Annotated in this window: 22 protein-coding genes and 2 pseudogenes; 12 read left to right on the top strand and 12 right to left on the bottom strand. The window is 64.5% G+C overall.

What is annotated here, in order from left to right; genetic code table 11:
- The 4 genes and pseudogenes from B4400_RS23640 to moeA all read right to left on the bottom strand — a co-directional run.
- A pseudogene (locus B4400_RS23640) lies at nucleotides 1–662 on the bottom strand (AAA family ATPase); the annotation flags it as partial.
- Between the two features lie 6 nt (nucleotides 663–668).
- On the bottom strand, nucleotides 669–1,556 hold the full coding sequence (pssA, locus tag B4400_RS23645) for a CDP-diacylglycerol--serine O-phosphatidyltransferase (protein WP_078313077.1): 888 nt from the start codon (nucleotides 1,554–1,556) through the stop codon (nucleotides 669–671).
- 11 nt (nucleotides 1,557–1,567) lie between these two features.
- Nucleotides 1,568–2,299 carry a phosphatidylserine decarboxylase gene (locus B4400_RS23650; RefSeq protein WP_078313078.1) on the bottom strand — a complete coding sequence of 244 codons (732 nt, stop codon included), beginning with the start codon at nucleotides 2,297–2,299 and terminating at the stop codon, nucleotides 1,568–1,570.
- Nucleotides 2,300–2,416: 117 nt separating this feature from the next.
- A complete protein-coding gene (moeA, locus tag B4400_RS23655) occupies nucleotides 2,417–3,610 on the bottom strand; it encodes a molybdopterin molybdotransferase MoeA (RefSeq protein WP_078313079.1) in 1,194 nt (397 codons plus the stop codon).
- Nucleotides 3,611–3,726: 116 nt separating this feature from the next.
- Here moeA and B4400_RS23660 point away from each other — a divergent pair, with 116 nt between their 5' ends.
- Nucleotides 3,727–4,527: an HAD-IIA family hydrolase gene (locus B4400_RS23660; protein ID WP_078313080.1), complete on the top strand. Its 801-nt coding sequence runs from the start codon at nucleotides 3,727–3,729 to the stop codon at nucleotides 4,525–4,527.
- 46 nt (nucleotides 4,528–4,573) lie between these two features.
- Here the strand turns inward: B4400_RS23660 and B4400_RS23665 are convergent, their stop codons facing one another.
- Entirely contained in the window at nucleotides 4,574–4,810 is a 237-nt protein-coding gene (locus B4400_RS23665; protein ID WP_078313081.1) for a hypothetical protein, read from the bottom strand.
- A 226-nt stretch (nucleotides 4,811–5,036) separates the two neighbouring features.
- Here B4400_RS23665 and B4400_RS23670 point away from each other — a divergent pair, with 226 nt between their 5' ends.
- Nucleotides 5,037–5,417 (top strand): VOC family protein, encoded by a 381-nt coding sequence (locus tag B4400_RS23670; protein WP_078313100.1) that lies wholly within the window; start codon nucleotides 5,037–5,039, stop codon nucleotides 5,415–5,417.
- On the opposite strand, the gene B4400_RS23675 is transcribed toward B4400_RS23670, so the two are convergent.
- Nucleotides 5,414–5,767, bottom strand: a complete 354-nt coding sequence (locus B4400_RS23675; protein WP_078313082.1) for a hypothetical protein — start codon at nucleotides 5,765–5,767, stop codon at nucleotides 5,414–5,416. The genes B4400_RS23670 and B4400_RS23675 overlap by 4 nt on opposite strands.
- Nucleotides 5,764–6,357, bottom strand: a complete 594-nt coding sequence (locus B4400_RS23680; protein WP_170915090.1) for an MspA family porin — start codon at nucleotides 6,355–6,357, stop codon at nucleotides 5,764–5,766. Before B4400_RS23680 ends, B4400_RS23675 begins: the two co-directional genes overlap by 4 nt.
- A gap of 192 nt (nucleotides 6,358–6,549) precedes the next feature.
- Between B4400_RS23680 and B4400_RS23685 the strand changes: the two genes are divergently transcribed.
- Nucleotides 6,550–7,464 (top strand): SDR family NAD(P)-dependent oxidoreductase, encoded by a 915-nt coding sequence (locus B4400_RS23685; protein ID WP_078313102.1) that lies wholly within the window; start codon nucleotides 6,550–6,552, stop codon nucleotides 7,462–7,464.
- Here the strand turns inward: B4400_RS23685 and B4400_RS23690 are convergent.
- The 3 genes from B4400_RS23690 to B4400_RS23700 form a co-directional block, all read right to left on the bottom strand.
- Complete coding sequence (locus tag B4400_RS23690) at nucleotides 7,461–7,964, bottom strand: cupin domain-containing protein (RefSeq protein ID WP_078313103.1); 504 nt, start codon at nucleotides 7,962–7,964, stop codon at nucleotides 7,461–7,463. The genes B4400_RS23685 and B4400_RS23690 overlap by 4 nt on opposite strands.
- 19 nt (nucleotides 7,965–7,983) lie before the next feature.
- The gene (locus B4400_RS23695) at nucleotides 7,984–9,678 is read right to left on the bottom strand and encodes a DEAD/DEAH box helicase (RefSeq protein ID WP_078291833.1); all 1,695 of its coding nucleotides are present in this window, start codon (nucleotides 9,676–9,678) and stop codon (nucleotides 7,984–7,986) included.
- A gap of 146 nt (nucleotides 9,679–9,824) precedes the next feature.
- Nucleotides 9,825–10,736, bottom strand: a complete 912-nt coding sequence (locus tag B4400_RS23700) for an SDR family NAD(P)-dependent oxidoreductase (protein WP_078313083.1) — start codon at nucleotides 10,734–10,736, stop codon at nucleotides 9,825–9,827.
- A 110-nt stretch (nucleotides 10,737–10,846) separates the two neighbouring features.
- Here B4400_RS23700 and B4400_RS23705 point away from each other — a divergent pair, with 110 nt between their 5' ends.
- A complete protein-coding gene (locus B4400_RS23705; protein WP_078313084.1) occupies nucleotides 10,847–11,410 on the top strand; it encodes a TetR/AcrR family transcriptional regulator in 564 nt (187 codons plus the stop codon).
- Between the two features lie 46 nt (nucleotides 11,411–11,456).
- Nucleotides 11,457–12,551, top strand: a complete 1,095-nt coding sequence (locus tag B4400_RS23710) for a hypothetical protein (RefSeq protein ID WP_078313085.1) — start codon at nucleotides 11,457–11,459, stop codon at nucleotides 12,549–12,551.
- Here the strand turns inward: B4400_RS23710 and B4400_RS23715 are convergent.
- Nucleotides 12,542–13,718: pseudogene (locus tag B4400_RS23715) on the bottom strand (FAD-dependent monooxygenase). The gene B4400_RS23710 and the pseudogene B4400_RS23715 overlap by 10 nt on opposite strands.
- A 425-nt stretch (nucleotides 13,719–14,143) precedes the next feature.
- On the opposite strand from B4400_RS23715, the gene groL reads away from it, so the two are divergent.
- Nucleotides 14,144–15,769 carry a chaperonin GroEL gene (groL, locus tag B4400_RS23725; protein ID WP_078291825.1) on the top strand — a complete coding sequence of 542 codons (1,626 nt, stop codon included), beginning with the start codon at nucleotides 14,144–14,146 and terminating at the stop codon, nucleotides 15,767–15,769.
- Nucleotides 15,770–15,921: 152 nt separating this feature from the next.
- Here the strand turns inward: groL and B4400_RS23730 are convergent, their stop codons facing one another.
- Nucleotides 15,922–16,932: a hypothetical protein gene (locus B4400_RS23730; protein WP_078313087.1), complete on the bottom strand. Its 1,011-nt coding sequence runs from the start codon at nucleotides 16,930–16,932 to the stop codon at nucleotides 15,922–15,924.
- Between the two features lie 298 nt (nucleotides 16,933–17,230).
- Here B4400_RS23730 and scoE point away from each other — a divergent pair, with 298 nt between their 5' ends.
- The 6 genes from scoE to B4400_RS23760 all read left to right on the top strand — a co-directional run bounded on the left by scoE (nucleotide 17,231) and on the right by B4400_RS23760 (nucleotide 24,945).
- Entirely contained in the window at nucleotides 17,231–18,100 is an 870-nt protein-coding gene (gene scoE / locus B4400_RS23735) for a (3R)-3-[(carboxymethyl)amino]fatty acid oxygenase/decarboxylase (RefSeq protein WP_078313088.1), read from the top strand.
- A complete protein-coding gene (locus B4400_RS23740; RefSeq protein ID WP_078313089.1) occupies nucleotides 18,097–18,651 on the top strand; it encodes an FcoT family thioesterase in 555 nt (184 codons plus the stop codon). Before scoE ends, B4400_RS23740 begins: the two co-directional genes overlap by 4 nt.
- A 128-nt stretch (nucleotides 18,652–18,779) precedes the next feature.
- Nucleotides 18,780–20,195: an AMP-binding protein gene (locus B4400_RS23745; RefSeq protein ID WP_502688429.1), complete on the top strand. Its 1,416-nt coding sequence runs from the start codon at nucleotides 18,780–18,782 to the stop codon at nucleotides 20,193–20,195.
- Nucleotides 20,188–20,439, top strand: coding sequence for an acyl carrier protein (locus tag B4400_RS23750; protein WP_078313091.1), 252 nt, complete (start codon nucleotides 20,188–20,190; stop codon nucleotides 20,437–20,439). The genes B4400_RS23745 and B4400_RS23750 overlap by 8 nt, the downstream gene beginning before the upstream one ends.
- A complete protein-coding gene (locus B4400_RS23755; protein ID WP_078313092.1) occupies nucleotides 20,436–24,605 on the top strand; it encodes an AMP-binding protein in 4,170 nt (1,389 codons plus the stop codon). Before B4400_RS23750 ends, B4400_RS23755 begins: the two co-directional genes overlap by 4 nt.
- 31 nt (nucleotides 24,606–24,636) lie before the next feature.
- Complete coding sequence (locus B4400_RS23760) at nucleotides 24,637–24,945, top strand: PE family protein (RefSeq protein WP_078313093.1); 309 nt, start codon at nucleotides 24,637–24,639, stop codon at nucleotides 24,943–24,945.
- Nucleotides 24,946–24,960: the final 15 nt, after the last annotated feature.

Consider the following 24,960-nt stretch of genomic DNA (forward strand, 5'->3'; position numbering starts at 1 on the left):
GGGGTGGGAGGGGCTGCATCGATCGCGGATTCCGTGGCCCGCACCGGCGCCGGTTGCGCGGCGGGCCCCAGTGGGTTCGAGCCCTGCCAGCTGACAAGAGAATTGGGTTGCACGCTGACCGGGCCGGCCGGATCCACGGCCGTCACCGTGAGCAGTTCGGAGGTCCAGGTGATGCCCACGGACCGCGCCAGCGCCGTCGTCGCCTCCGATGTGGACGTGCCGGGCCCCAGATCGCGTGGCAGCAGTGAGACGGTGTCCCCGACGGTCATGACCTTGCCCAGTAGCGCCAGCCGAAGCGTCGCGGACGAAACGGATTGGGTGGTAAGAGAGGAACCGCTCACGCTGATCGACCGCGCCCCGTAGACCGTCACCGGGGAAATGATGACCGACGCATCTTCGCGCAGTCCCGCGTTGGACAGCGTGACGTCGTCGAGCAGGGCGGTGCCGGCCGGAACTGAGCGTGGCGCGACGCCGACGACCGCCGCCGTTGTTCGCGACCCAGTGAGAGACACGGCATCCCATTCTCGGATACCGAGGGCGGCAATAGCTTCTGGATGCAAACGGACCACACCGCGCCGCGAATCGACAGCCGATGTGTTGAGGCGAGCGGTGAGAGTCAGCGATGGGCTACTTGGGCGAAGAGCATCGGTGTGTTCGCTCATGCGTTCCTAGCGTGGCCTGCCGGGGCGGCGCAGACCCAGACGTTCCGCGGTGCGCCGCTTGGGGAGCGCGGCCTGCCGGAAGGCGCGTCGCTGGTCTCGGCGCTGATCGCGGCGCAGGTCGCGACGTTCCTTGGGCTTGGCGTCCCAGGACTCGGGCCGCGCCGCCACCCAGCGCTGACTGCGCCAGGCAAATGGGATGTGCGCCAGGTAGACGACGATCAGGATCAGCAGCAGCACATAGGGGTATTGCAATAGTCCGGCAGCGGCAACCGTCACCAGTGCAAGCAGTAAGACCACCATGCGGGGCGGTACCGAGACGGATTTCATGGCCGCGGTGGGTATCTGGCTGACGATGAGCATGGAGACGAACACCATCCATGCGCATATCGCCCATACCGACGACCACCATCCGGCGCCGAACTGCAGGAACGCCGCCAGCGGGGCGAGCACCATCAGCGCTCCGGCGGGCGAGGGCACCCCGACGAAGTACTCCTTGGTGAATGCCGGCTGGGAATCGTCGTCGAGCAGCGTATTGAAACGAGCCAGCCGCAGCACGATGCACACCGCGTAGAGAAGTGAAAACACCCATGCCGTAGGGGTATCCGCCAGCATCGAGATGTACAGCACCACCGCAGGGGCAACACCGAAATTCACCGCGTCGGCGAGCGAGTCGATCTCCGCACCCATCCGCGACGTCGCGTCCAGCAGCCGGGCGATCCTGCCGTCGAGACCGTCGAGGATGGCCGCGGCGGCGATCAACGTTAACGAGATGTAAGGCTTTCCATCGAACGCGAACTTGATCGACGACAGGCCGCCGCAGATCGCCAGCACCGTCATGACACTCGGCAGGATCCGGATGTGCACGGGGCGCTTCGAGAAGGCGGCTTGAGTCATGGCTGAGTCGCTTACGCGTTAGCTGTCGAGGAGGGCAGCTCGGCCAGCACGGTCTCGGCACCGACGGCTCGCTGTCCCGGCTGGACAAGGATTTTCGAACCCTCAGGCAGGTAGGTGTCTACCCGGGAACCGAATCGGATCAATCCGTAGGTGTCGCCGATGGACAGCTGGTCGCCGACCTTGGCGTGACAGATGATCCGGCGCGCGATGAGCCCGGCGATCTGCACCACCACCACATCGTGTCCGGTGCGGGTGCGGATCTGCACGCTATTGCGTTCGTTGGCCACGCTCGCCTCGGCGCGATCGGCAGAGAGGAACTGCCCGCTGCGGTGAATCACGGCAGTCGCCTCACCGGCGACGGGAACCCGCTGAACGTGAACGTCGAACACCGACAGAAAGATGCTGATGCGGGGGAGTGGTTCGGCAGGCAGCCCGAGCTCCGGCGGCGGTACCGCACGGTCGACCAGACAGATCTGGCCGTCGGCGGCGGCCACCACCGCATCGGCGCGGTTGGGGGGGGTGCGTGGCGGATGCCGGAAGAATCCGGCGCACGCGCCGGCGAGCGCCAGCCCGGTACCGCGAATCCAACGATTCTTGAACCCAAGGCCTGCCAGCCCCAATCCGCCGGCGATGAACGGAAGGCCTGCCGGATGGATGGGTGGGATGGTCGAGCGGAAGAGTTCGACGATATGCGGGATGCCGGAATCCGGCTCTGAACCTACGGGGCGGGGGCGTCTTGCCACCGGACCATCCTAGTGATGTGGGCGATGCGCTGGGGACAGCACGACGGACACTGTGACCGGACGTGCTGAGCAGCGGCTTGCTCGCTCGGCCTGCACTCACCGTCGCGGCGGCTGTGATCAGCTCAGATTCCACACGCTGACTGTGGTTCCCGCCGCTAGGTCGGTGACGTCTTCCGGGATATCGAGCAGGCAATTCGATGCCGCCAGCCACCGCAAATGGTGTGATGCGGGAGGTCCGACCGCCGTCACCGTGCCGTTGCGGGCATCCCAGCAACCACGACGGAACTGTCGCTTACCCGCCGGTGCGGAGATCGGGTCGGTCAGGACCGCCTGGTGACGTGCCCGCGCTGGCTCCAACCCCATGGCTGCGCGTAACGGCTCGCGAATGAACACCTCGAACGACACCAATGCGCTGACGGGATTGCCGGGCAGTGTGAGCAGCGGAACGCCGTTGACGTGTCCGGCTCCCTGCGGCTTACCGGGCTGCATAGCCACCGAGACGAATTGGACCCCAGCGTCGGTGAGTGCGTCCTTGACCACCTCATAGGCTCCTGCGCTGACCCCGCCAGTGGTAATCAACAGGTCGGCCTTCGCGCCGAATTTGTCGAGCACGGACAGGAATTGCTCGACGTCGTCGGCGACGGTCGGTGCCACCACGGCGTCGGCTCCGGCCTCCTGGACGGCGGCGGCGAGCATGACGGCGTTGGACTCGTAGATCTGCCCGGGCTTGAGATCGGTGCCCGGGGGAACCAACTCGCTGCCGGTGGAGGCGATGACCACCCGCAGCCGAGGGCGCACGGTGAGCTCTTCGAGCCCGAGCGCCGCTGCCAGGCCCAACGCCGGTGCCATGAGGCGAGAACCCGCGTGCAGGACGGTGTCGCCGGCTCGCACATCCTCACCGGCAGATCGGATGTGTTGCCCGGCACGGGGTTCTTCGGTGATGGTCACGGTCTCGGTGCCGCCATCGGTGACCTCGACGGGCACCACGGCGGTGGCACCGGCGGGAAGCGGTGCACCCGTCATGATGCGGTGCGCGGTGCCGGGTTTGAGTGTCAGCTCGTCGGTGCGTCCGGCGGGAATGTCCTCGGTGACGGGCAGTGTGACGGGGTTGGTGGGCGAGGCTCCTGCGAGGTCGTCGCGGTGGACCGCATATCCATCCATCGCCGAGTTGTCGAACACCGGCAGGTCAACCGGAGCGATGACATCCGCGGCGAGGACCAGACGATCGGCCGCGGAGACCGGTACCCGAACGGGCGCTGGTGCCTGGATTAATCCGGCGACGACTTGCTGGTGTTCGGCGACGGAACGCATCGGCTCATTATTGCCCGATCATCGGGCGCATACCGCACGCAGGGGTTTTTGCCGCGTATGTGCGCCCGGTATGCCCTCGGCGTGCGGTGCCCGCGGCATGGCAGGAAACTAGCTCTATGACCGTTGGCGGAGTGCTCTTCGATATCGACGGGGTCCTGGTGACCTCGTGGGAGCCGATCGATGGCGCTGCTCAGGCACTCAAGGCGCTCGAGAGCGACGATGTCCGTCGTTGCTTCCTGACCAACACCACCTCGCGGACCCGGGTGCAGATCGCGGAGCTGCTCACCGCCGCCGGGCTGACGGTGCCCGCCGATGAAGTGATTACCGCCGCGATGCTGACCGCCGACCACGTGATCGCCCAGCATCCCGGCGCGCGGTGTTACCTACTGAATGACGGCGACATCACCGCCGACATGCCTGGAGTCGAGTTCGTCGAATCTCTGTCCGATGATCCCGATGTGATCATTCTTGGGGGGGCCGGTCCGCAATTCGATCACGTCGCGCTGAGTCGGGTCTATGACCTGATGGCTCAGGGGATTCCGGTGGTCGCGATGCATCGCAACGCGGTGTGGAGCACCCGCGAGGGATTGCGCGTCGATACCGGCGTGTACCTGGCGGGCATGGAGCAGGTGTCGGGACGCAAGGCCGTCGCGGTGGGCAAGCCGGCCCCGGCTGGGTTTCAGCTGGCCGCTGAGCGCATGGGGTGCGAGCCGGATCAAGTCGTGATGGTGGGTGACGACCTGCATGTCGATGTGCTCGCCGCGCAGGTCGTCGGCATGACGGGCGTGCTGGTACGCACCGGCAAGTTCCGTCAGGACACGCTCGACAGGTGGGCCGCCGATCAATACGCGATGCAGCCGGCATACGTCGTTGATTCGATCGCCGACTTGCCGCCCCTGTTGTCGAGCCTGTCGTAGCACTGAGATTGTCCTGCGTACGCCGCTGTGCCACAGGGCAATTGACTCACATCGTGGGTCGATGGTGCATCGTGGTACTTACCGGCAGTGCGAAGGGATCCGCCGGCCCGAGGTCGGTGATGATGTTGACCTGATGCTGAGATCCCGGTGCCACGTACGTGATGACCGAAGGGCTGACTCCCTTGGTATCCGTGGCGATGGCCTTGCTGAACACACCGACCGTCTCTTCCGGGCCCTGCGCCGAGGGTGCCTTGATTTCGATGACATCGCCACGGTCGAGCAACCGGGCGTTATCGGGCAGCCGGACACCGATGGCGGAGGACCAGACAGCTATCGATTGTGGGTGTGTCTACATGCGCACGATGGAAGTTTGCAGGTTTTCTGAAAGAAGTAGCCGACGCGATTGCGGCTATCTAATCGCGGTGTACAGCAAACTCAATGCTGACGCTAGTCCGTCGCGTTTTGCCGTCTCAGTCCCGGTTGTCGGATGCGTGGGCAAGAATCTGCCCATGATCGATCACTTCGGTATCAACTGCGCGGACCTGCCGGCTGCGGCCGCGTTCTACGACAAGGTGCTCGGCGTCCTCGGGTTCACTCGTCAGATGGATTTCGGTGTCGCCATCGGGTACGGGACGGCGGGAAAACCCGACTTTTGGATCGGTGGTGGCGACGTCGCGAGCGGTCCCAATCGTGAGATCCACGTTGCCTTCTCGGCCACGAGCACCGAGCAAGTCGACGAGTTCTTCGCGACGGCGACGGGTGAAGGCGCCGAGGCGCTCCATGCGCCGCGACTGTGGCCCGAGTACCACCCCGGCTACTACGGTGCGTTCGTGCGCGACCCCGACGGGAACAATGTCGAGGCCGTGTTCCACGGCGCGGTGCCTGCCTAAGCGCCGGGGGTAACAATCGGCGTCGGTACGGTCGTCGTCCCCCCGGTTGACGGTGTGGGCGTGACGGGTAATGCCCCCTTGGGGGCCACGATCGGGGCGGACGCGGTGTTGCGCTGACTCCACTGCTCGGAGTCGACGTCCGAATCCGCGTCGGGCGGCCAATCCACGCTTGTCGGGGGCCAACTTTCGGCCTTGTCACCGCCGGTCGTGGCCGCAGGGGGAGCGCAGCCCGCCGCCGCGCCGAAGTCACCGGGGCTGCAGTTGTCGGCGTGCGTGATGGGTGCTTGTGACATGCCCAGGCACGCCCACACGACGACGGTGAGTACACGACGTTTCAGGTGAGCGTTCATAGCGAGAGGATGTCTCCGTAAACGTTCACGCTGTCGTCGGACTTGTCGGTGTCGATCATCGCCGTCGTAAAGAACCGGATAGAGACGGGTCCACCGCACGCGTCCACTTTCACGTGGGCGTCGTGGACCACGATTTCACCGGTGCGTCCCTTGAGGGCCTTCTTTCCCAACACGATGTTCTTGATCGTTCCCGGCAGGAGATTGATAGAGATACTGCCGTTCACCTCCGCATACGGGCCGACCATGGCAAGCAGATTGCTGCCGCCGGAGAAGCCCGGGCTCACGCCGGCGTCGGCGCCGACGTCAACGCTGCCGCCCTCACTGAGGTCGATCTGGCAGCCCAGCTGCAGCCCCATGACGAGCACGCCGGAGTTCACCGGAATCGCACCGTTGCCGTCGATGCTCGCGGCGGCCTTACCGGTGACGAAGCCCTCACGGGTGAAAGCCGTCGCGGCCATATTCGGCACCGAGTTGATCGTCATCCGCGACAGCGTGGCACTCAGGTGCCAGCCGTCGTCGGTATCCGCCGACTGGCTGACGTCAGCAACCGGCAGCGGGTCTGCCGTGGCCAGTCCTGTGCCCGCGCACACAAGTGAAATTACAAGGCTGACAACAGAAGCAAATTTGCGCACGAACCTGCCTTACATGCAGTAGGTGGCCAAGCTCAGTGATCCGGCGACGAGCGTATTGACTCCGGCTGTGTGATCGCTGGTATCGAACACCGGGTGAACTGTGAATGCCGTGGGGTGGGCAGCGCGGTGGTTCTGCGGCAGGATGCGTTTGTGACCGCGCACTGGACCACCGCTGATATTCCTGATCAAACCGGACGCATTGCCATCATCACCGGTGCCAATACTGGCCTGGGCCTGGAGACGGCCCGCGCACTGGCGGCCGCGGGAGCACAGGTGGTTCTCGCCGTCCGCGATCTCGACAAGGGCGCTGCTGCCATCGGCGAGATCAAGAACACGGCGCCCGCGGGCAAACTGGCGCTGCAGCGGCTCGATCTGTCTTCCCTCTCGGACATCACATCCGCCGCCGGGCAGCTGAGCGCCGACTATCCGCGGATCGATCTGCTCATCAACAACGCCGGAGTGATGTACCCGCCGAAGGGCGTCACCGCGGACGGCTTCGAGCTGCAATTCGGCACCAACCACCTGGGCCATTTCGCACTCACGGGGCTGCTGTTGGAGAACCTCACCGCTGTGCGTGGTTCGCGCATCGTCACCGTGAGCAGTAACGGTCACAAGTTCAGGGCCGCAATACATTTCGATGACCTTCAGTGGGACCGTGGTTACAGCCGGGTGGGGGCGTACGCGCAGTCCAAACTCGCGAACCTTTTGTTCACCTATGAACTGCAGCGGCGTCTCGCCGCCGCGGGGGCCGAGACGGTGGCATTGGCGGCCCACCCCGGTGCGTCGGGCACCGAGCTGATGCGTCACATCACCTTTGGCCCCGAGGCGCTCAGTGCGGCGGTGTTGAAACTCGCGCAGAGTCCGGCGATGGGTGCACTGCCCAGCCTGCGTGCTGCCACGGACCTGGCCGCATCGGGCGGCCAGTACTACGGACCCGCCGGTTTCGGGGAGCTCCGTGGGTATCCGAAGGCCGTCAAGTCCACCAGGCAATCACACGATGAGGCTCTGCAACAACGGCTTTGGTCAGTTTCCGAGGAGCTGACCGGAGTGCGGTTCCCGGTCTAGACGAAGAAGTTGTCGTGGTCGATGAACCACTGGGTGCGCTGCTCGTCGGTCATATCGGCTAGCTCTCCGAAACCTTCGAAATAGCGCTGCCGGGGTGCGCCAGGCGCGAACAGCATCAGCATGGAAGCTGCTTCGCCCGAATCATTGTGGAATGCGTGAAGGCCGCCCGGCGGTACGAACAGGAAGTCGCCCGCGGTGGCGTCGACCCATGCTTCGCCGTTGTACAACCGCCAAGTTCCGGAGAGTACGAAGAACGCCTCCGACATCGCCTTGTGGAAATGCGTTGCGGCACCGAAACCTTTCACCGGGCCGGCGTCGATTCGGTATAGCCCGTAATCACCGGCCGTGGACTGCTGGGTCGCCAGGTAGTGGTATTGGACGACGCTGCCGTTGTCGGGGGCGTAGTCGGCTGGGACGGTGGCCGGTCTGAACGTCGCGCTGATCTCGCCGGTGTCGCCGTGATACCGGGGATCGGGGTATCCAGAAACGATCAGTGACATGCGATCCACGCTACGCGCGTCACAGCTCCCGATGAAGGGTTCGGACGGCGACGATGCGCTCCTTGAGCTGGTCGCGGGTGGCCGCCGCGATCGGGGGGCCGCCACACCGGCGGCGCAGCTCGTTGTGAATCCAGCCGTGCGGTTTGCCCGACTTGAAATGTGTGGCCGACACCAACGCGTTGAGCTCACGGCGCAGCTCGCGCAGCTGGCCGTGTGTGGAGGTGATCTCCGGGGGCACCTCGCCCGAAGCGGTGCGCTTGGTCAGCTGCTCTTCTTGTCTGCGCCGCAAGAGATCTCGCATCTGATTCGGATCGAGCAGCCCCGGGATGCCGAGGTACTCGGCCTCTTCCTCGCTGCCCGCGGGCGTCGCGGTGCCGAAGGACGCCCCGTCGAAGATCACCTGGTCCAGTTCGGCACTGGCACTGAGTGATTCGAAACCCTTCTCTTCCTCACCCGGCTCGGTGCGTTTGCGTTCTACCGGCTCCTCATCGCCCATCGGCTCGCGATGTGGCTTGCCGAGCACGTGGTTGCGCTGCTCCTCCAGCAGACTGGCGAGCTCCAGCAGCGTCGGCACCGAGGGCAGGAAGATGCTGGCCGTCTCACCCGGTGTCCGCGAGCGCACGTAGCGCCCGATGGCCTGGGCGAAGAACAGCGGAGTGGAGGCACTCGTCGCGTAGACGCCGACGGCCAGACGTGGCACGTCCACACCCTCGGACACCATGCGCACGGCCACCAGCCACTCACTGCCGTCGGCGGCGAACTGCGCGATGCGGTCGGAGGATTTCGGATCGTCGGAGAGCACCACGGTGGGTTCGGTGCCGGTAATCGTGGTCAGCAGCTTCGCGTAGGCCCGGGCGGCCTTCTGATCGGAGGCGATGATCATGGCCCCGGCATCGGTCATGCCGCCGTTGCGTTTCTGCTGCAGCCGCGCGTGGGCGGCGCGCAGCACCGCGGGTATCCAGTCGCCGTTGGGATCCAGGGTGGTGCGCCAGGCGCGCGCGGTCTGCTCGGCGGACAGTGGCTCGCCGAGGCGGGCGGCGTGCTCCTCGCCGGCGCTGTCACGCCACCGGGCCTCACCCGAGTACGCCATGAAGACCACGGGACGCACCACGCCGTCGGCCAGGGCCTCCGAGTAGCCGTAGGTGTGGTCGGCTTGCGAGCGCTGAAAGCCGGCGCCATCGGGCTCGTAGTTGATGAACGGGATCGGGCTGTCGTCGCTACGGAACGGGGTTCCGGTCAGCGAGAGGCGCCGGGTCGCGTCGTCGAACGCTTCGCGGACGGCCTCACCCCAGCTCTTGGCGTCGCCCGCGTGGTGGATCTCGTCGAAGATCACCAGGGTGCGGTGGTTCTCGGTGCGGACCCGGTGCCGGGTGGGATGGCTGGCCACCTGTGCATAGGTGACGACGACTCCGTGGTACTCGGAGGAGGTCTGTGCATCGGAGTTGCTGAATCTCGGGTCCAGGGACAGTCCGAAGGCGGTCGCGGACTGTGCCCACTGAACCTTGAGGTGTTCTGTGGGCACCACGACCGTGATCTTGTCGACGGTGCCGTCAGCCAGCAGCTCGGTAGCAATGCGCAGGGCAAACCTGGTTTTCCCTGATCCGGGGGTGGCGACCGCCAGGAAATCGCGGGGTTTGGCGGCCAAATACCGCACTAATGCCCTACGTTGCCAGCCCCGCAATGTGTGGGTGCTGGGCGCTTCTACAGCCCGCACCCTATGGACTCCTTACTGATCGAACAGGAGCCTAACGCAAGGGATTACGGGGCTGCATCCTGACGGGCGTGGCGGGCACCGCGTGTCGTGTCACCAGGGTGACGGTAGGTGACAATCGGCACAGTGCCCGCCTTCTTCCCGCTCTTCTACTTGACCGGGAAGGTCACGTCGGTGAGTTCCTCAGATACCGACCACAGGCGGCGCTGCAAATCGAGGTCATAGGACTGTTCGCTCGATGCGACCACCTTCGGGTTACCGCGTTGTTCCATAAATCCATCCGGTCCGTAGTACTGGCCGCCCAGAGCGGCCGGGTCGGTGGCGGCACGCAGTGTGGGCAGTGCTCCCATATCCGCACCCTGGGTGATTAGCGGTCCCACGACGTTGAAAACGGCCCGGACCCACAGCGGAGAGTTGCGTGCGAGCTCGGTGTTGGAGCCACCGGGATGGGCGGCCAGGGCGACGGTGTTGGTGCCCACCAGGCGCCGCTGCAGTTCGTAGGTGAAGAGCAGGTTGGCCAGCTTCGATTGCCCGTAGGCCGCTACCCGGTCGTAATCGCGCTCCCACTGCAGGTCATCGAAGTGGATGGCCGCACGTAGGCGGTGCCCGATGCTGGAGACCGTCACCACACGTGACCCTTCGACGGGCAGTAGATGGTCCAAAAGCAGACCGGTCAACGCGTAATGGCCCAGGTGATTGGTGCCGAACTGAAGCTCGAAGCCATCGGCGGTGGTGGACTTCTCTGTCCACATGACACCGGCGTTGTTGATGAGCAGGTCGATCTTTTCGTAGCGCGTCTTGAGCTCGTCGCTGGCTCGGCGGACGGACTCCAGCGAGGACAGGTCCAACGACTGCAGGGTGATATCGGCATGGGCATGCGCCGCGGTGATCTCGGCGGCGGCGGCTTTGCCTTTCTCTGTGTTGCGCACAGCCAGTACGACGTGGGCGCCATGCGCAGCGAGCGCCTTGGCGGTCTCCAGTCCGAGTCCGGTATTGGCGCCGGTGACGATCGCGACGCGGCCGGTCTGATCGGGGATGTCGGTGGTACTCCATGTAGTCATGGGGGCTCCTGGGTAATATTGTCAGTAACCGGGGCGGTTACTCCGCTTACGAATATACGGAACGTGCGCCCCGTTTTGTCAAGGCGTATCGGAACCTCGAGGAGTGTGAGATGGATCAACCCGCCCGGCCTTTGCGTGCCGACGCCGCCCGCAACCGTGCGCGGGTCCTGGAGGTCGCCTATCAAACATTCGCCGAGGAGGGCCTTGGTGTCCCGATCGACGAGATCGCGCGGCGCGCGGGAGTGGGTGCGGGGACCGTCTACCGGCATTTTCCCGCCAAAGAGGACCTGTATCGCGCCGTTGCGGAAGACCGGATGCGCACGGTGATTGGCAAGGGGCGCGAGCTGCTGGAGTCGGCCGAACCGGGGGACGCGCTTTTTGGTTTCCTCCGTGTAATGGTCCAGTGGGGCGGCACCGATCAAGGTTTGGTGGACGCCCTGGCCGGTGCCGGTGTCAGTGTCGAAGCTCTTATCCCGCAGATCGAGGAGTCCTTCTATGCGGTCCTCGGCGATTTGGTGCAGGCCGCGCAGCAGGCGGGCACGGTGCGCTCCGACGTTGGCGTGCACGAGGTAAAGGCACTCCTGGTCGGGTGCCAGGCCATGCAGAGCTACAACAAAGAGGTCTCAGAGCAGGTCACCGACGTCGTGTTCGACGGGCTGCGGCCGCGTCGTTAGCCGGGAGCGGTTAGCTTCGTTACCTTGACTAAGTCGGAGGTAGCAAATGTCTATTCGTCCTTGGCTGGTCACGCTGGCAGTGCTGGTGCCGGTCGCTGGGTGCTCGTACTTCGGGGCGCGGCACGCTGACGATTGGCGCAGTCGGACCGACGCGGATCCGGCCGAGCTGGCGGTCGACGCCGTGCTGCGGACTATCGATCCGTGCGGATTCGTGGACGCCGAATCAATCAAAGGCAAGATCCCCCGCGCGATCTCGTATGGATACACCGAAGGATTTGACCGGTGCACTCTGCGGCTGGGCGCATATGACGGTGATTTCGTGAGTGACGTCTCGGCGACCATCGGTTTCGATCTGGCCCCCGCACCCGCGCAACTGTCGGAATCACCTGTCGATTCGACGGAGGTCAACGGGATCGCGATCAGTCACGTGCTGGGGCCGACGAGTAATCGAGGGTGGTGCCGGTACGTGTTCAACCTCGATGCGAGTGACGCTCCTGATATGTCGTCTCACGGTGGCGCCGCCGATCTGATGAAGCGCGTTCGCCTGGTCGTGGTGGCCAGCCTCGCCAGGGATCCAGGTCCGGGCCGTCCTGTCTATCCCTGCAGGGAGGCAATCGCGATCGCCGCCGGGGCCGCGCAGATTCGGTCACGGCATCTACCCGCGAGATCCGATTTCGTCGCGCACCTGGCCGAACAGGACCCATGCTCGCTACTGCCCGACCTGCGCGGATTCGCCGGTTACCGCCCGGGCAATAGTGGTGGGCTGGAGAAGGATCTGTACACCTGCTGGTTCAGCGCGGGGCCGCCCGACGATCGGAAGGCGCAAGGAGTTGGGCTGACACTGCGTCCGGTGGATCCACGCGAACCCGGCGCCCCCGAGTACGGCAGGGAACGGCACTCGGTGGTGGAGCGGGACGACGGAGTGGAGCTGCACGTCGGTACCGTCACCAGTGCATACGACAAGCCGTTGTGCGAGGTTTATGTATTCCTTGGACAGAACTATTCGCCGACTCACCTCATTACAGAAGATGCCCGTCCGGAGGATGTCCGAGTGCCTGCCGCCGTGCTGCGCGGTACGTCGTCCTGTGACGACGTCAAGGCCGTGGCCGTGGCGGCCGGCAAGAAGTTCGCTCAGTCGTAGGCAGGTAATGCGAAAGACCGGCCGACCTTGAGTGCCTGGCGGGCGACCAGCTGACGAACGCCCGGTAGCCGCAGGGACCACAGGCCGAGCATGCGCAGCCGCGTCGCCCAGGGCGACTGGGCGCCGTCGACCTTCAGAGTGTTGAGGGCAAGCTGCTGGCACCGTGCGACGTATGGAGCCATCAACGCGTGGAATCGGGTGAACGCGATCTCGAAATCGCCTTCTGTGGAACGTAATTCGTGGGCGAGCACGTATGCGCCGACGATCGCCAGGCTCGTGCCCATGCCCGACCGAGGTGAGGCACACCAGGCCGCGTCTCCGATAAGACACACCCGGCCACGGGAGTAATCGTCCAGATGTACCTGGCACAACGCGTCAAAGTACGGCTCGTCGGTAGTGGAAAGGGCGCGGAGAACGGCCGGGGTCTCCCAGCCGAAGCCCGTGAACCGTTCGAGAAACAACCGCTTGTTGGCCTCGGTGTTCCGGTAGTCGAATTCCAGGTCGCTGTCGGAGAACGCGAGTGAACCTCGTGCGGGGGCATCGGGTGCGGTGGCTTGGATGCCGACGCCTCGCGTGCCTTCGCGGAAAGCCACCGTCTGGTGGTCGAGCCCGAGGTGGTTATCCATCGCGAAAAACGTGAAGTACTGGCCCAGCTGAGTGACGAATTCTGTCTCCGGCCCAAAGGCGAGCGCACGAAGCCCAGAATGCACCCCGTCGGCGCCAATCACGAGATCGAAATTCTGCGGGGAGGACTTCGCGAACGAGACGGCGGCCTTCGTGCCGTCATCCCGCACGCCGGTGATCCAGTCGCCGAAGAGAAGAGTGACATCGTCACGCACTGCCTGGTGCAGGATGCGGGCGAGATCTCCCCACAGGATCTCTAACTCGCCGCTAATGACCTCCGGGGGGAAGGCGGGCGATCTCCTTGCCCTTGGCATCGACCATCACCATGGACCCCATGTGGGTGGCCTGCGCTCGTACCGCGTCGAGCACGCCCATCTTGTCCAGTACCTCGATCGACGGACCACGGAAGTCGACAGCCTGCCCACCACCCCGCACGGTGGCGGCGCGTTCGACGATCGTGACGGTATGCCCTTCTTGCACAAGCCAGTACGCGAGCGCCGGACCTGCGATACCAGCACCACTGATCAGGATATCGAGCGACATATCAGCACCCTAGATCGTGTACCTGTATGCCTGTGGGCCCCCGCCACAGCCCGGCTGTTCCAAGCACCGCTACGAGCTCAGTCGGCACCCAGACCCGCCCGCGCGCGTACCGGATCGCGGACGGTAGCGAGTTCGGTCCTTGAAACAGGGCGAGCTGTGCGGCGTCCAGATCGTTGAGTATCGGACCCATATCGCTGCCGACAATCTTGACGGCGGCCTGCCGACGTCGCATTTATTGATGTGGGGAGTCTGCGATCGCCCTTGCACTCGCCATGTCCGAGTGCTAAAAATGGCATTGGCACTCACGACCGGTGAGTGCTAGGCCGGGACGGTGAGGCCGCAGCCCACACAGCTGCGTCCGTCCGTCGCGGGCACTGCGCCCGGCCCAGAACGTGCAACCCCCTATACGGAGGAATCACTTCGCAATGGCCAAGACAATTGCGTATGACGAAGAGGCCCGCCGCGGCCTGGAGCGGGGCCTTAACGCCCTCGCTGACGCGGTCAAGGTGACACTGGGCCCCAAGGGTCGCAATGTCGTCTTGGAGAAGAAGTGGGGCGCCCCCACGATCACCAACGATGGTGTGTCCATCGCCAAGGAGATCGAGCTGGAGGACCCGTACGAGAAGATCGGCGCAGAGCTGGTCAAGGAAGTTGCCAAGAAGACCGATGACGTCGCAGGTGACGGCACTACTACCGCCACCGTGCTCGCTCAGGCTCTGGTCAAGGAAGGTCTGCGTAACGTCGCCGCCGGCGCCAACCCGCTCGGCCTGAAGCGCGGTATCGAGAAGGCCGTGGAGGCCGTCACCAGCGCCTTGCTGGCCTCTGCCAAGGAGATCGACACCAAGGAGCAGATCGCGGCCACCGCGGGCATCTCCGCTGGTGACCAGTCCATCGGCGATCTGATCGCCGAGGCCATGGACAAGGTTGGCAACGAGGGTGTCATCACCGTCGAGGAGTCCAACACCTTCGGCCTGCAGCTGGAGCTCACCGAAGGTATGCGCTTCGACAAGGGCTACATCTCGGGTTACTTCGTGACCGACGCCGAGCGTCAGGAAGCCGTCCTGGAGGATCCCTACATCCTGCTGGTCAGCTCCAAGGTGTCGACCGTCAAGGACCTGCTTCCCCTGCTGGAGAAGGTCATTCAGGGCGGCAAGCCGCTGCTGATCATCGCCGAGGACGTCGAGGGCGAGGCTCTCTCGACCCTGGTCGTCAACAAGATCCGCGGCACCTTCAAGTCCGTCGCCGTCAAGGCCCCGGGCTTCGGTGACCGTCGCAAGGCGATGCTGCAGGACATGGCGATCCTCACCGGTGGCCAGGTCGTCAGCGAAGAGGTTGGCCTCTCCCTGGAGACTGCCGACATCACGCTGCTCGGGCAGGCCCGCAAGGTCGTCGTCACCAAGGACGAGACCACCATCGTCGAGGGCGCGGGCGATTCCGACGCCATCGCCGGTCGCGTGGCGCAGATCCGCAGCGAGATCGAGAACAGCGACTCCGACTACGACCGCGAGAAGCTGCAGGAGCGCTTGGCCAAGCTGGCCGGCGGTGTTGCGGTGATCAAGGCCGGAGCTGCCACCGAGGTGGAGCTCAAGGAGCGCAAGCACCGCATCGAGGACGCCGTTCGCAACGCGAAGGCCGCCGTCGAAGAGGGCATCGTAGCCGGTGGTGGCGTCGCCCTGCTGCAGGCTGCCCCCGCGCTGGACTCGCTCTCCCTTGAGGGTGACGAGGCCACGGGTGCCAACATCGTGCGTGTGGCGCTGTCGGCTCCGCTGAAGCAGATCGCCTTCAACGGCGGTCTGGAGCCGGGTGTCGTCGCGGAGAAGGTTGCAAACCTTCCTGCGGGCCACGGCCTGAATGCGGCGACCAACGTGTACGAGGACCTGCTCGCGGCCGGCGTTGCCGACCCCGTGAAGGTGACTCGCTCGGCGCTGCAGAACGCGGCGTCCATCGCGGCGTTGTTCCTCACCACCGAGGCCGTTGTTGCCGACAAGCCGGAGAAGGCCGCCGCACCTGCGGGCGACCCGACCGGTGGCATGGGCGGTATGGACTTCTAAGTCCTGTAACGAAAGAAGGCCCGGTCTGCCTGGAGAAATCCAGTGCAGGCCGGGCCTTTTCGTTGTTCACTCCGTGTGCCGAGTGGGAATCTGGCGTGGGAAATGGGCTCGATTCTCTCGTGAGACTCCCACTCGGCTTGCGGCGCCGAGGTTTACACCGGCGCTGGTGCGATGACTCCTCCGGTGAGGCGCCGGTAGGTGTACACATGGATCAGACCGGACAAGGCCGCAATCGTCGGGTAGGCGATGATGCCGCCCAAGCCGCAGGTGATGAATGTCGCCGCGACACCGGCGAAAGCAACAGCCAAGGTGATCAGGAACACGAGCAAGGCCTGTGCCAGGTTGTCTTTGACGATCTGAAAGCTGGCCTTGATCGCATCGACGGGGCCCAGACCACGGTCGATGGCGAAGAACACGGCGTACTGGGCGAAGAACCCGAAGATGATTCCGCCGATGATCAAGAAGCTTCCGATCAGCACTCCGAGCGCGACTAAGAGTGCGGTCCCCGCGTAGGCGCCGAAACTGCGGGCGCGGAAGAAGGTTCCGAAACTCACGGGCTTACCGTCGGCGACATCGAGATTGGCGCTGACGATGCAGGCGCCCACGTAGAGGCTGACCGCGAACACCACTGCGTAGAGCAGGATGATGATGGCGATAGCTCCGCCGGAGAACTCGGGTCCCTCATACGAGTACGAGTACGAGGAGCTGGAATCACCGCCGTAACCGCTGGTGCTGGTCTGCGGCAGGCTGGCCATCAGAATCGCGTAGGCGATCCCCAACGGCACACCGATCGCAAGGAACCACACCAGATACGGGGGGACGAAGGTTCCGAAGCGCTTGGTGACGTGGGCCCACGCCCAGTTCCACGACTCGCCGGCATTGAACGGTCCTTGTGGCGGCCATGGTGCCTGCTGCGGGTAGCCGTATCCGGCCGGCGGGTATCCCGGGGGTGGCGGCGGAAACTGCCCGCCCGGGTACTGGGGGGCTCCCGCAGGAGGTGCGGACTGGTATCCGGGCTGATATCCGGGCGCCGGGGGCGGCTGATAACCCGCGGGTGGCTGAGTCGGGTAACCCGGGGGTGGCTGATAACCCGGAGGTGGCTGATGCGGGTCGTGCGCTGACGGATCGCCCGATGCGGGCGGCTCCTGAGGTGGGTAAGTCACCGACTCAGGCTAGCAACGAACTTATTTGCTGAGCGCGATATGCGGAGGATGTCCGAAGGCGTGTTCTGGTAGCGGGTTTCAACCGAGTCGGGCTGGCTCTGCCGGCTGGCATCGTGTGGTAGCCGGTCATCGGAGACGCGACAAGCGTGATGTCGGCCACTAATTCCGTTGTTTTCCAACGATTTACCCATCGGTTGGAAATGACACCGCAAGGCTCGGGAACTTTTCGTGTGCCCGGTTCGACTGCTCCATTAGTCGCGCATCAGGTGGACAGATCAGCGAGAAGAGTAGGGAGTCGATGACGCTCAACGTGAAGGGCGAGGGCCTGGGGACACAGGTCACGGGGATTGACCCTGGAAACCTGGACGGAATCACCACGCAGGAGATCCGCGAACTCGTCTACCGGAACAAGCTCGTCATCCTCAAGGATGTGCACCCCTCACCGGAGGAGTTCATCCGGCTTGGGAGGTTGATCGGGGAGATAGTTCCCTACTACGAGCCCGTGTATCACCACGAGGACCACCCGGAGATCTTTGTCTCGTCTACCGAAGAGGGACAAGGGGTTCCACGTACCGGTGCGTTCTGGCACGTCGACTACATGTTCATGCCGAAACCTTTTGCGTTCTCCATGGTGGTGCCGCTGGCAGTTCCCGGGCGTGATCGCGGCACCTATTTCATTGATCTCAACAAGGTATGGGAATCGCTATCTAGCACGATAAAGGATTCTGTGCGTGGGACATTCAGCACGCATACGCCGCGGCGCTACATCAAGATCCGGCCGAGTGATGTCTACCGGCCCATTGGGGAGATCCTGGCCGAGATCGAGAGGGTCACGCCCCCACGGAAATGGCCCACGGTGATCAAACACCCAAAGACCGGCGAAGAGATCCTGTACATCTGTGAGGCGGGTACCGAGACGATCGAGGACGAGGATGGAACGCTCCTCGACGCTGCGCTGCTTCAGCAGCTACTCGAAGAGTCGGGGCAGCTCGACCCCGACTACGCCTCGCCATTTATCCACGCCCAGCACTACGAGGTGGGGGATATCGTGTTGTGGGACAATCGTTCTCTGGTCCATCGTGCGAAACATGGAACGGCGTCGGGCACACTGACAACACACCGCCTGACCATGTTGGACGGTCTCGAGACGCCCGGATTTGCGGCGTGAGCGCGGTCGCCGCAACTCTGTCGGTACAGACCGGGCTGCCTTCCGCCGGAATGGCCCCGATCGCCGAGGGTCTGCTCGGCAGAGTGCTGGAACCATATTCATACAAGGGCTGCCGCTATCTGGCCGATGCCGAGTATGGAATCACCTCCGACGCGGTGCACGCGCAGGGTAACTTCGCGATCAACGAGTCCGCCTATATCCGGAGCACGGGGCACTTCAACGCAGTGGAATTGGTGCTGTGCTTTAACCAGCTCGCGTACTGCGCCTTCGCTCAAGGTGTTGTCAACGAGGACATCTGGGCATTTCGGGGCTGGTCGATCGACGACTACTGCCAGAACCAACTTGCCGGGATGCTGATCAAGAGCGCCTCGTCGCGGTTCCGGCGGCTGGTCAACGCGCAGCAGTTCTCCGCTCGCCTGCAGGCCCGTGATTTCCATATCGTCGACCGGTCATGGCGCTACCTCCAGTTCCACAGCACCATCGAATTCTGGGATCAGGATGGAGGATCCGCGGCCGGTGAGTTCGAGATCGCGGTCCTGAACATCCCGTAGCCCACGACAGGAAGCGCATCCTCACCGCCATGTCTCAGTCACCGCCCACTGTGTTGGAACGGATCCTCGAACAGGCCCGCCTGCGGCCCGGGCTCATCGCATTGCGCCGCAGTGACGGTACTGATGCCATGACGTACGGCGAACTGGCCGCCGAAGTCGGCAAGCTGGCCGCGACCCTCCGTGCCGCGTCGGTCATCCGAGGGTCCCGTGTTGTAGTTCTTTCGGACAACGGGCCTCAGACGTATCTTTCGGTGCTCGCGTGTGCGCGGCTCGGGGCTATCGCCGTCATGGTGGACAACGCCCTGCCCCCGGCGGCCATCGCGCGGTTCTGCGAGATAACGGACCCCGCCGCGACCCTTCCGAATATGGCCGACGAGGACGACGTGGATCATCCATCGAGCCTCGAAACAGATTGGCTGGCAGCACAAACTGAAGGCCATGCGAACGACCCGTTCGCCATGATCTTCACCAGCGGCACCACCGGAGAGCCGAAGGCCGTGCTGCTGCCGAACCGCACGTTTTTCGCAGTCCCTGACATCCTGCTCGCCGAGGAACTGAGCTGGATCGACTGGGTGGCAGGGGAGACGACCTACTCACCGCTGCCCGCAACTCATATCGGTGGGCTCTGGTGGATTCTCAACGGGCTGATGCACGGCGCGTCGTGTGTCACCGGCGGCGAGGGCGGGGCATCGTTGAGGGAGTTGCTCGCCGGGAACGAGGTGGCCACCGCGTGCCTGGTACCCACCCTCATGACCAGATTGGTGTCCGAGCTCCAGCTCACCGGAGCCGCCGTTCCCTCGTTGCGATTCATCGCGTACGGCGGTTCGCGTGCCATCCCGGCTGATGTGCAGTTCATCGAGGCGGCGGGGGTGCGGACGGCGCAGGTATATGGACTGAGTGAAACAGGCTGTACCGCACTGTGTCTTCCGACCGATGACGAGTCGATCGCCAAGATCGAGGAGGGTGCCGTCGGGCGTCCATACCCAGGGGTGCAGACCTTCTTGTCGGATGGTGAGACCGGCGGGCCGACGCACGGGGGCGTGTCCGCGTCGTACGGCACGCTGTGGATCAAGTCGCCGGCCAACATGCTGGGGTATTGGGGAAATCCGGATCGCACCCGCGAGGTACTGGCCGACGGATGGGTGAACACCGGAGACCTGGTGGAGCGTCGTGACGATGGCTTCTTCTACATCAGGGGCCGTTCCTCGGAGATGATCATCTCCGGAGGGGTCAATGTGGTGCCCGACGAGGTCGACCGGATTGCCGAAAACGTTGCGGGCGTTGGCGAAGCGGCGTGCTACGAGATACCGGACGAGGAGTTCGGCGCGCTTGTCGGGTTGGCGGTGGTACCCACCACACCGCTAGACGGGCAAGGGGCGGCCGAGCTCAAGCAGCGGATTGCGGCGACGTATCGGCACCAGTCGGAATCGATGGCCAGGCCGTCGGTCATCGCTGTTGTCGACGACATCCCCCGGACGAAGTCCGGCAAGGTCATGCGATCTTCCTTGGCCGCCGAGCTGACCGGGGCGCCGACGCGTGCCTGAAGCCACGAGGGACCGGATTCTGACGGCAGTCTGTGAGGTGCTGTACATCTCGGAGGTGGAGCTCTTCGACGGCGACGCCACTGATCTGCGAGAGCTGGGACTCGACTCGGTGCGTTTCGTGCTGCTGATGAAGCAGCTGGGTGTGACTCGCGGTTCGGAGCTGCAGAAGCGTTTGGTGGCAGACCTTTCCATCGCCAGCTGGGCGCGGGCACTGGAGCAGGCACAGCCGGAAGGCGTCACATGACGGTGGCGGTCGAAGCGCGCGTGGACCGGGTGCCGTTGAGCAGGTCGCAGCAGAACATGTACAACGGCGCGTTGCAGGCCGGTGATCCCGGGTTGTATCTCATCGGGAAGAGTTATCGGTTTCATCCGATTGACGCGCCGATGTTCCTGTCCGCGCTGGAGGGAGCCGTATCGGCCAACCCGCTGCAGCTGTGCGTCCTCGTACCGGTGCGAGAAGGTGCGCACTATCCAGAGCTGATGCGAGGATTGCAGTTCAGTGACATCGTGACGGTGGTCTCGGACGGGGCGGAGCCGGCAACGAGGGCCGCTGGCGAGCTTGTGGATATGTGGTCGACAGACCTCGCCGCCTCGCCACTCGTCCGGTATACCGTCCGCACGGGTGCGGACGGACGGGTGGTGGGGCTCGAGCTCCATGCGCACCACCTGCTGCTCGATGGCGGCGCTATCGGCGTGATAGAGACCGATCTGGGCCGTCGTCTGACCGGTCCTGACGAACCCGAAAATGCCTGTGCAAGTGCAGCACTGGCGAAGATTGCGGCGGCGCACGGTCTCGAGGCCGTCAAAGCCGAGGAATCGTTGCAACGTTTCGGTGTGGCAATCCAGCGCGAACTCACTGAGGCGTCCCGACATGGAGGGCACGGGCTCAGCCTCGGCGAAGGGACGGAGGGCGCGGCCAGAGGGGTACTGCAGGAATCGGTAACGCTATCCGGCAAGGCATTCGACGCAATCGAGGCGCTGTCCGAGGTCAAGCAGGTGCCGTTGAACATTCTGGTGGCGGCAGCTTCGATTGCGGTGGACGCGAGTCTGCGGCAGAGCACTTCGACGCTGCTGCTCCACGCCGTGGATAACAGGTTCGGGGAGCCCGACCTGAACGTCGCAACCTGTCTGGTCAACTCGATCGCACATCCGGTCCGTTTCCCCGCATTTGCCTCTGTGCGTGATGTCGTGCAGGCACTTGATCGCGACTATGTCAGAGCCTCACGGCGCCGGTGGCTTCGTGAGGAGCAATACCGCCGAATGTATCTGGCAATCAACAGGACATCGCATGTCGAGGCGCTGACCTTCAACTTCATCCGCGAAACCTGCGCACCTGCCCTGCGCCCTTTTCTCTCGGCCACACCCCATGCGACCGATATCGGTCCCGTGGAGGGAATGACCGTGTCGTGCGTCATGGACGAGGATCGGCGCACCCTCATGCTGTCCATCTGGGGCCGCGCGGACCAGGGCGACGCGGGCACGCCTCGGTGGATCGCGGAGCGGATCGCGGCGGCGCTCGGGTCGATGGAAGCCATGTGGGACTTGCCGATTGCCATGACCGTGAACGAGTGGTTCGGGATCGGTGCCGACGGTGCCCGCCGCCGGGGCGATGATAGTGCGCAAACCGAGCCGGCTGCGGTGGCCGCCTGGTTCATGGACACCGGCGGCGGTGTGCAGCGGTTCTTGCAGCGGCGACGATTTGTTGAGTCCTGGATCGCCTGGCTGGTCATCGCTGGCGTCGCACCGGGCGACATCGTGGTGTGCGTCGACGATGACACGGACAAGACCGTAGATCTGCTGATCGCCTGCCATCTCGCCGGCTGCGGATACACCGTGTGCGATAGTGCGAAAGATACTTCCTTGCGGGCCGATTCGATTACCGGGTACGGCGACGCCGCGGTACATGTGGTCGATACCAAGGCTCCGATCCCGCGAGACGTAGCCGGCCCATTGCGTGCCCTCGTCGACGAGCGCATCGAGGAGGTATCGCGGGACACTGCCTTAGCCGTGAGGACGGCGTACATCATGGCGACCTCGGGGTCGACCGGTGAACCCAAACTCGTCCCCGTCACGCACGGTGCACTGGCGTCGTTCGCCCGCGCTGCTGGACATGCCTACGGCTGGGGTGCGCAGGACAGCATTCTCCAATGTGCGCCGTTGACCTCGGATATCAGCGTTGAAGAGATCTTCGGCGGGGCGGTCCGCGGCTCACGGCTGCTCCGTTCCCCGGCGATGAAATCCGGAGATCTCGTCACCCTGATACGGGACATCCGGGAACTGAGGCCCACCCTGATCGACCTGCCGACCGCCGTGTGGCATCTGCTGTGCGAGGACGCCGAGGCCCTGACGGTGATCGGTGCGTCCGATCTGCGCCAGGTGGTCGTCGGTGGTGAAGGCATTCGGTCCGGCGCAGTCGACAAGTGGCTGGCGTCCGCTGGGACACAGTCTGTCGCACTCATCTCCAGCTACGGGCCGACTGAAACCACGGTCGTCGTGACGTATCTGCCCATCGACAGAGAGCCGGACGGTGGTGGCTCCGAGCGGCTCCGCGTGGGTCTGCCGGTCATACCCAACACGGTCTATGTCGCGTTCGGTGAGATCATCATCGCCGGAGACACCGTTTCGGCGGGCTACCTTGGGACATCGGGGGAAAGCTTCGGTGTGGTCAATACCGCCGGTGGCGCGCCCAGGCGAGCATTCGCCACCGCCGACCGCGTGGTGTTCGACGAGGACGGATTTCCCACCTTCTCCGGACGCCGCGACGCCATCGTGAAGATCTCCGGCAAGCGGATCGACACTGCTTCGGTGATCCGGCGCGTATCCGAGGACCCCGCGATCGTCGATGTCGGTGTGGGGTTGCACCGTGGCGCATTGGTGGTCTGGTTTCAGGCCCGTAAAGATCTGGACGACAACAAAATAGCGGCGAGGATCAGACGCCTTCTGGTGAACCTCGGGGTCTCCTCGTTCTTGGTATTAGGTGTGCTGAGCATCCCCCGTAAGCCGAACGGCAAGGTTGACCTCGACGGCCTGCTGACCATGCCGCAGTTTGTGGACGCGCTGCCGGACGAGACACACACCGTGGAAACTGCCGCTGGTCTTGCGCGCGTCTGGAGTCGGTGTCTCGGGCGGGAGATCGGCGCGGAATCGTCGCTCCTTGCCGAGGGGATTGGCTCGCTCGATCTGATCAGAATGCTGCCGGACACTCGGCGGTATCTCGGCCGCCAACTCTCTGTGCTGGACCTGATCAGCGCCGACAGTGCCGCGTACCTTGCCGCTGCCGGCCCGGCGGCTGCCGACCTCGGTGCCGCAGATACCGCAGCCGACATTGGCGCGGACCTCGAGCGGCTGACGACTCCCCGCCGCGTCACGACGTTGCACGGCAACAACTCACAGGCCAGTGACGACGGGCCGATCATCGTGTTGGGTGCGTCGGGGATCGTCGGCACCGGATTCGCCCGTGCCACGCTCGATCTGAAGCGCCACGGTGCGCTGCGCCCTGATGTCGTGTTGGTGACGAGATCGGAGGTCCCTGATTCCGGTCCGTGGCCCGCTCTGCGGGCCGTTGACGGTGTCAGGATCCGACATGCCGGGCCAGGATTCAGCCCCGAAGCGCTGGACACAGTGCTGCGCGAGACCGGGGCCAGCACCCTGATCAATTGCATCGGGAACACCAACATGCTGGCTCCCTACCGAGATATCCGGCATGCCAACGTGGACTGGGTATCCGCGGCCGTGGACGGGTGCGCTGCACGTGGCATCCGGTTGATCCACATGTCGACGTTCGTCGTCAACGCCGAGCCGGCCGCCGCGCACGTCACCGATCCGCGCCACGCCCTCTACCCGTACGCGGCATCCAAGGCGCTGGCCGAACTGGTGGTCGCGGCATCACCGCTCGGGCTTGACTTCACGCTCGCGCGGCTGCCCCGGGTACTCGGAGAGGCCGATCAATTGGTCGGCGGCACCGACGTGCTGGTGTCGATCGTGGACGCATGTCTTGCACTGCAAGCGTTTCCCTCTGTCAGGCTGACCGAAGAGGTCACCACGGGGGCCGTCGCGGCGATGTCCATTCTTGGTATGGCGGCAGAAGCGCCGACGCTCGGCCGGGGAGTGAGCGTGGTGCGCGGCAGAGCCGTTTCCTATGCCGAGTTCCTCGGTGGGTATGGCTTGGACGAACTCGAGCTGTCTACATGGAAACGCCTGCTGGACGGCAGCGATTGGGCCAAGCGAAACCCGCGGAGATGGTCGGTGATCGACGCCTGGGCGGGACTCGGGATGCGCTTGGGCCCACAGACCTACGCGGATCATCTCGCCGGATATCCCACCATCTCCCTTGACGCCGCACCAGTAGCCGAGCTTCCGGCGGTACCGGAGTCGATCCGAGATCTGCTTACGCAGGGACGATCTCAATGACCGGAATACATCCAGAGGAGGAGTACTCGCCATGATCCTGAACGTCGTTCCCGAGGGAATGGCCGCAGCCAGCGCCGCGGTGGAGGCCTTGACCGCACGGCTCGCCGCCGTGCATACCGCTGCCGCACCGGTGATCGGCGCGGTGGTACCGCCGGCGGCCGACCCGGTGTCCATCCAGAGTGCGGCGGCATTCAGCGCCCACGGAATCGAGCGCAACGCTGCGGCGGCCGGCGCCGCCTATGAGCTGGGCCGGGCCGGTATGGGAGTCACCGAGGCCGCTACGAGTTACACCGTCGGCGATATGCAGGCCGCCGCAACGTATATGCCGGGAATCGCGTAGTTCCCGGAACAATCC

Source organism: Mycobacterium sp. D16Q13 (assembly GCF_002013375.1).
In the GTDB taxonomy this organism is placed as follows: Bacteria; Actinomycetota; Actinomycetes; order Mycobacteriales; family Mycobacteriaceae; genus Mycobacterium.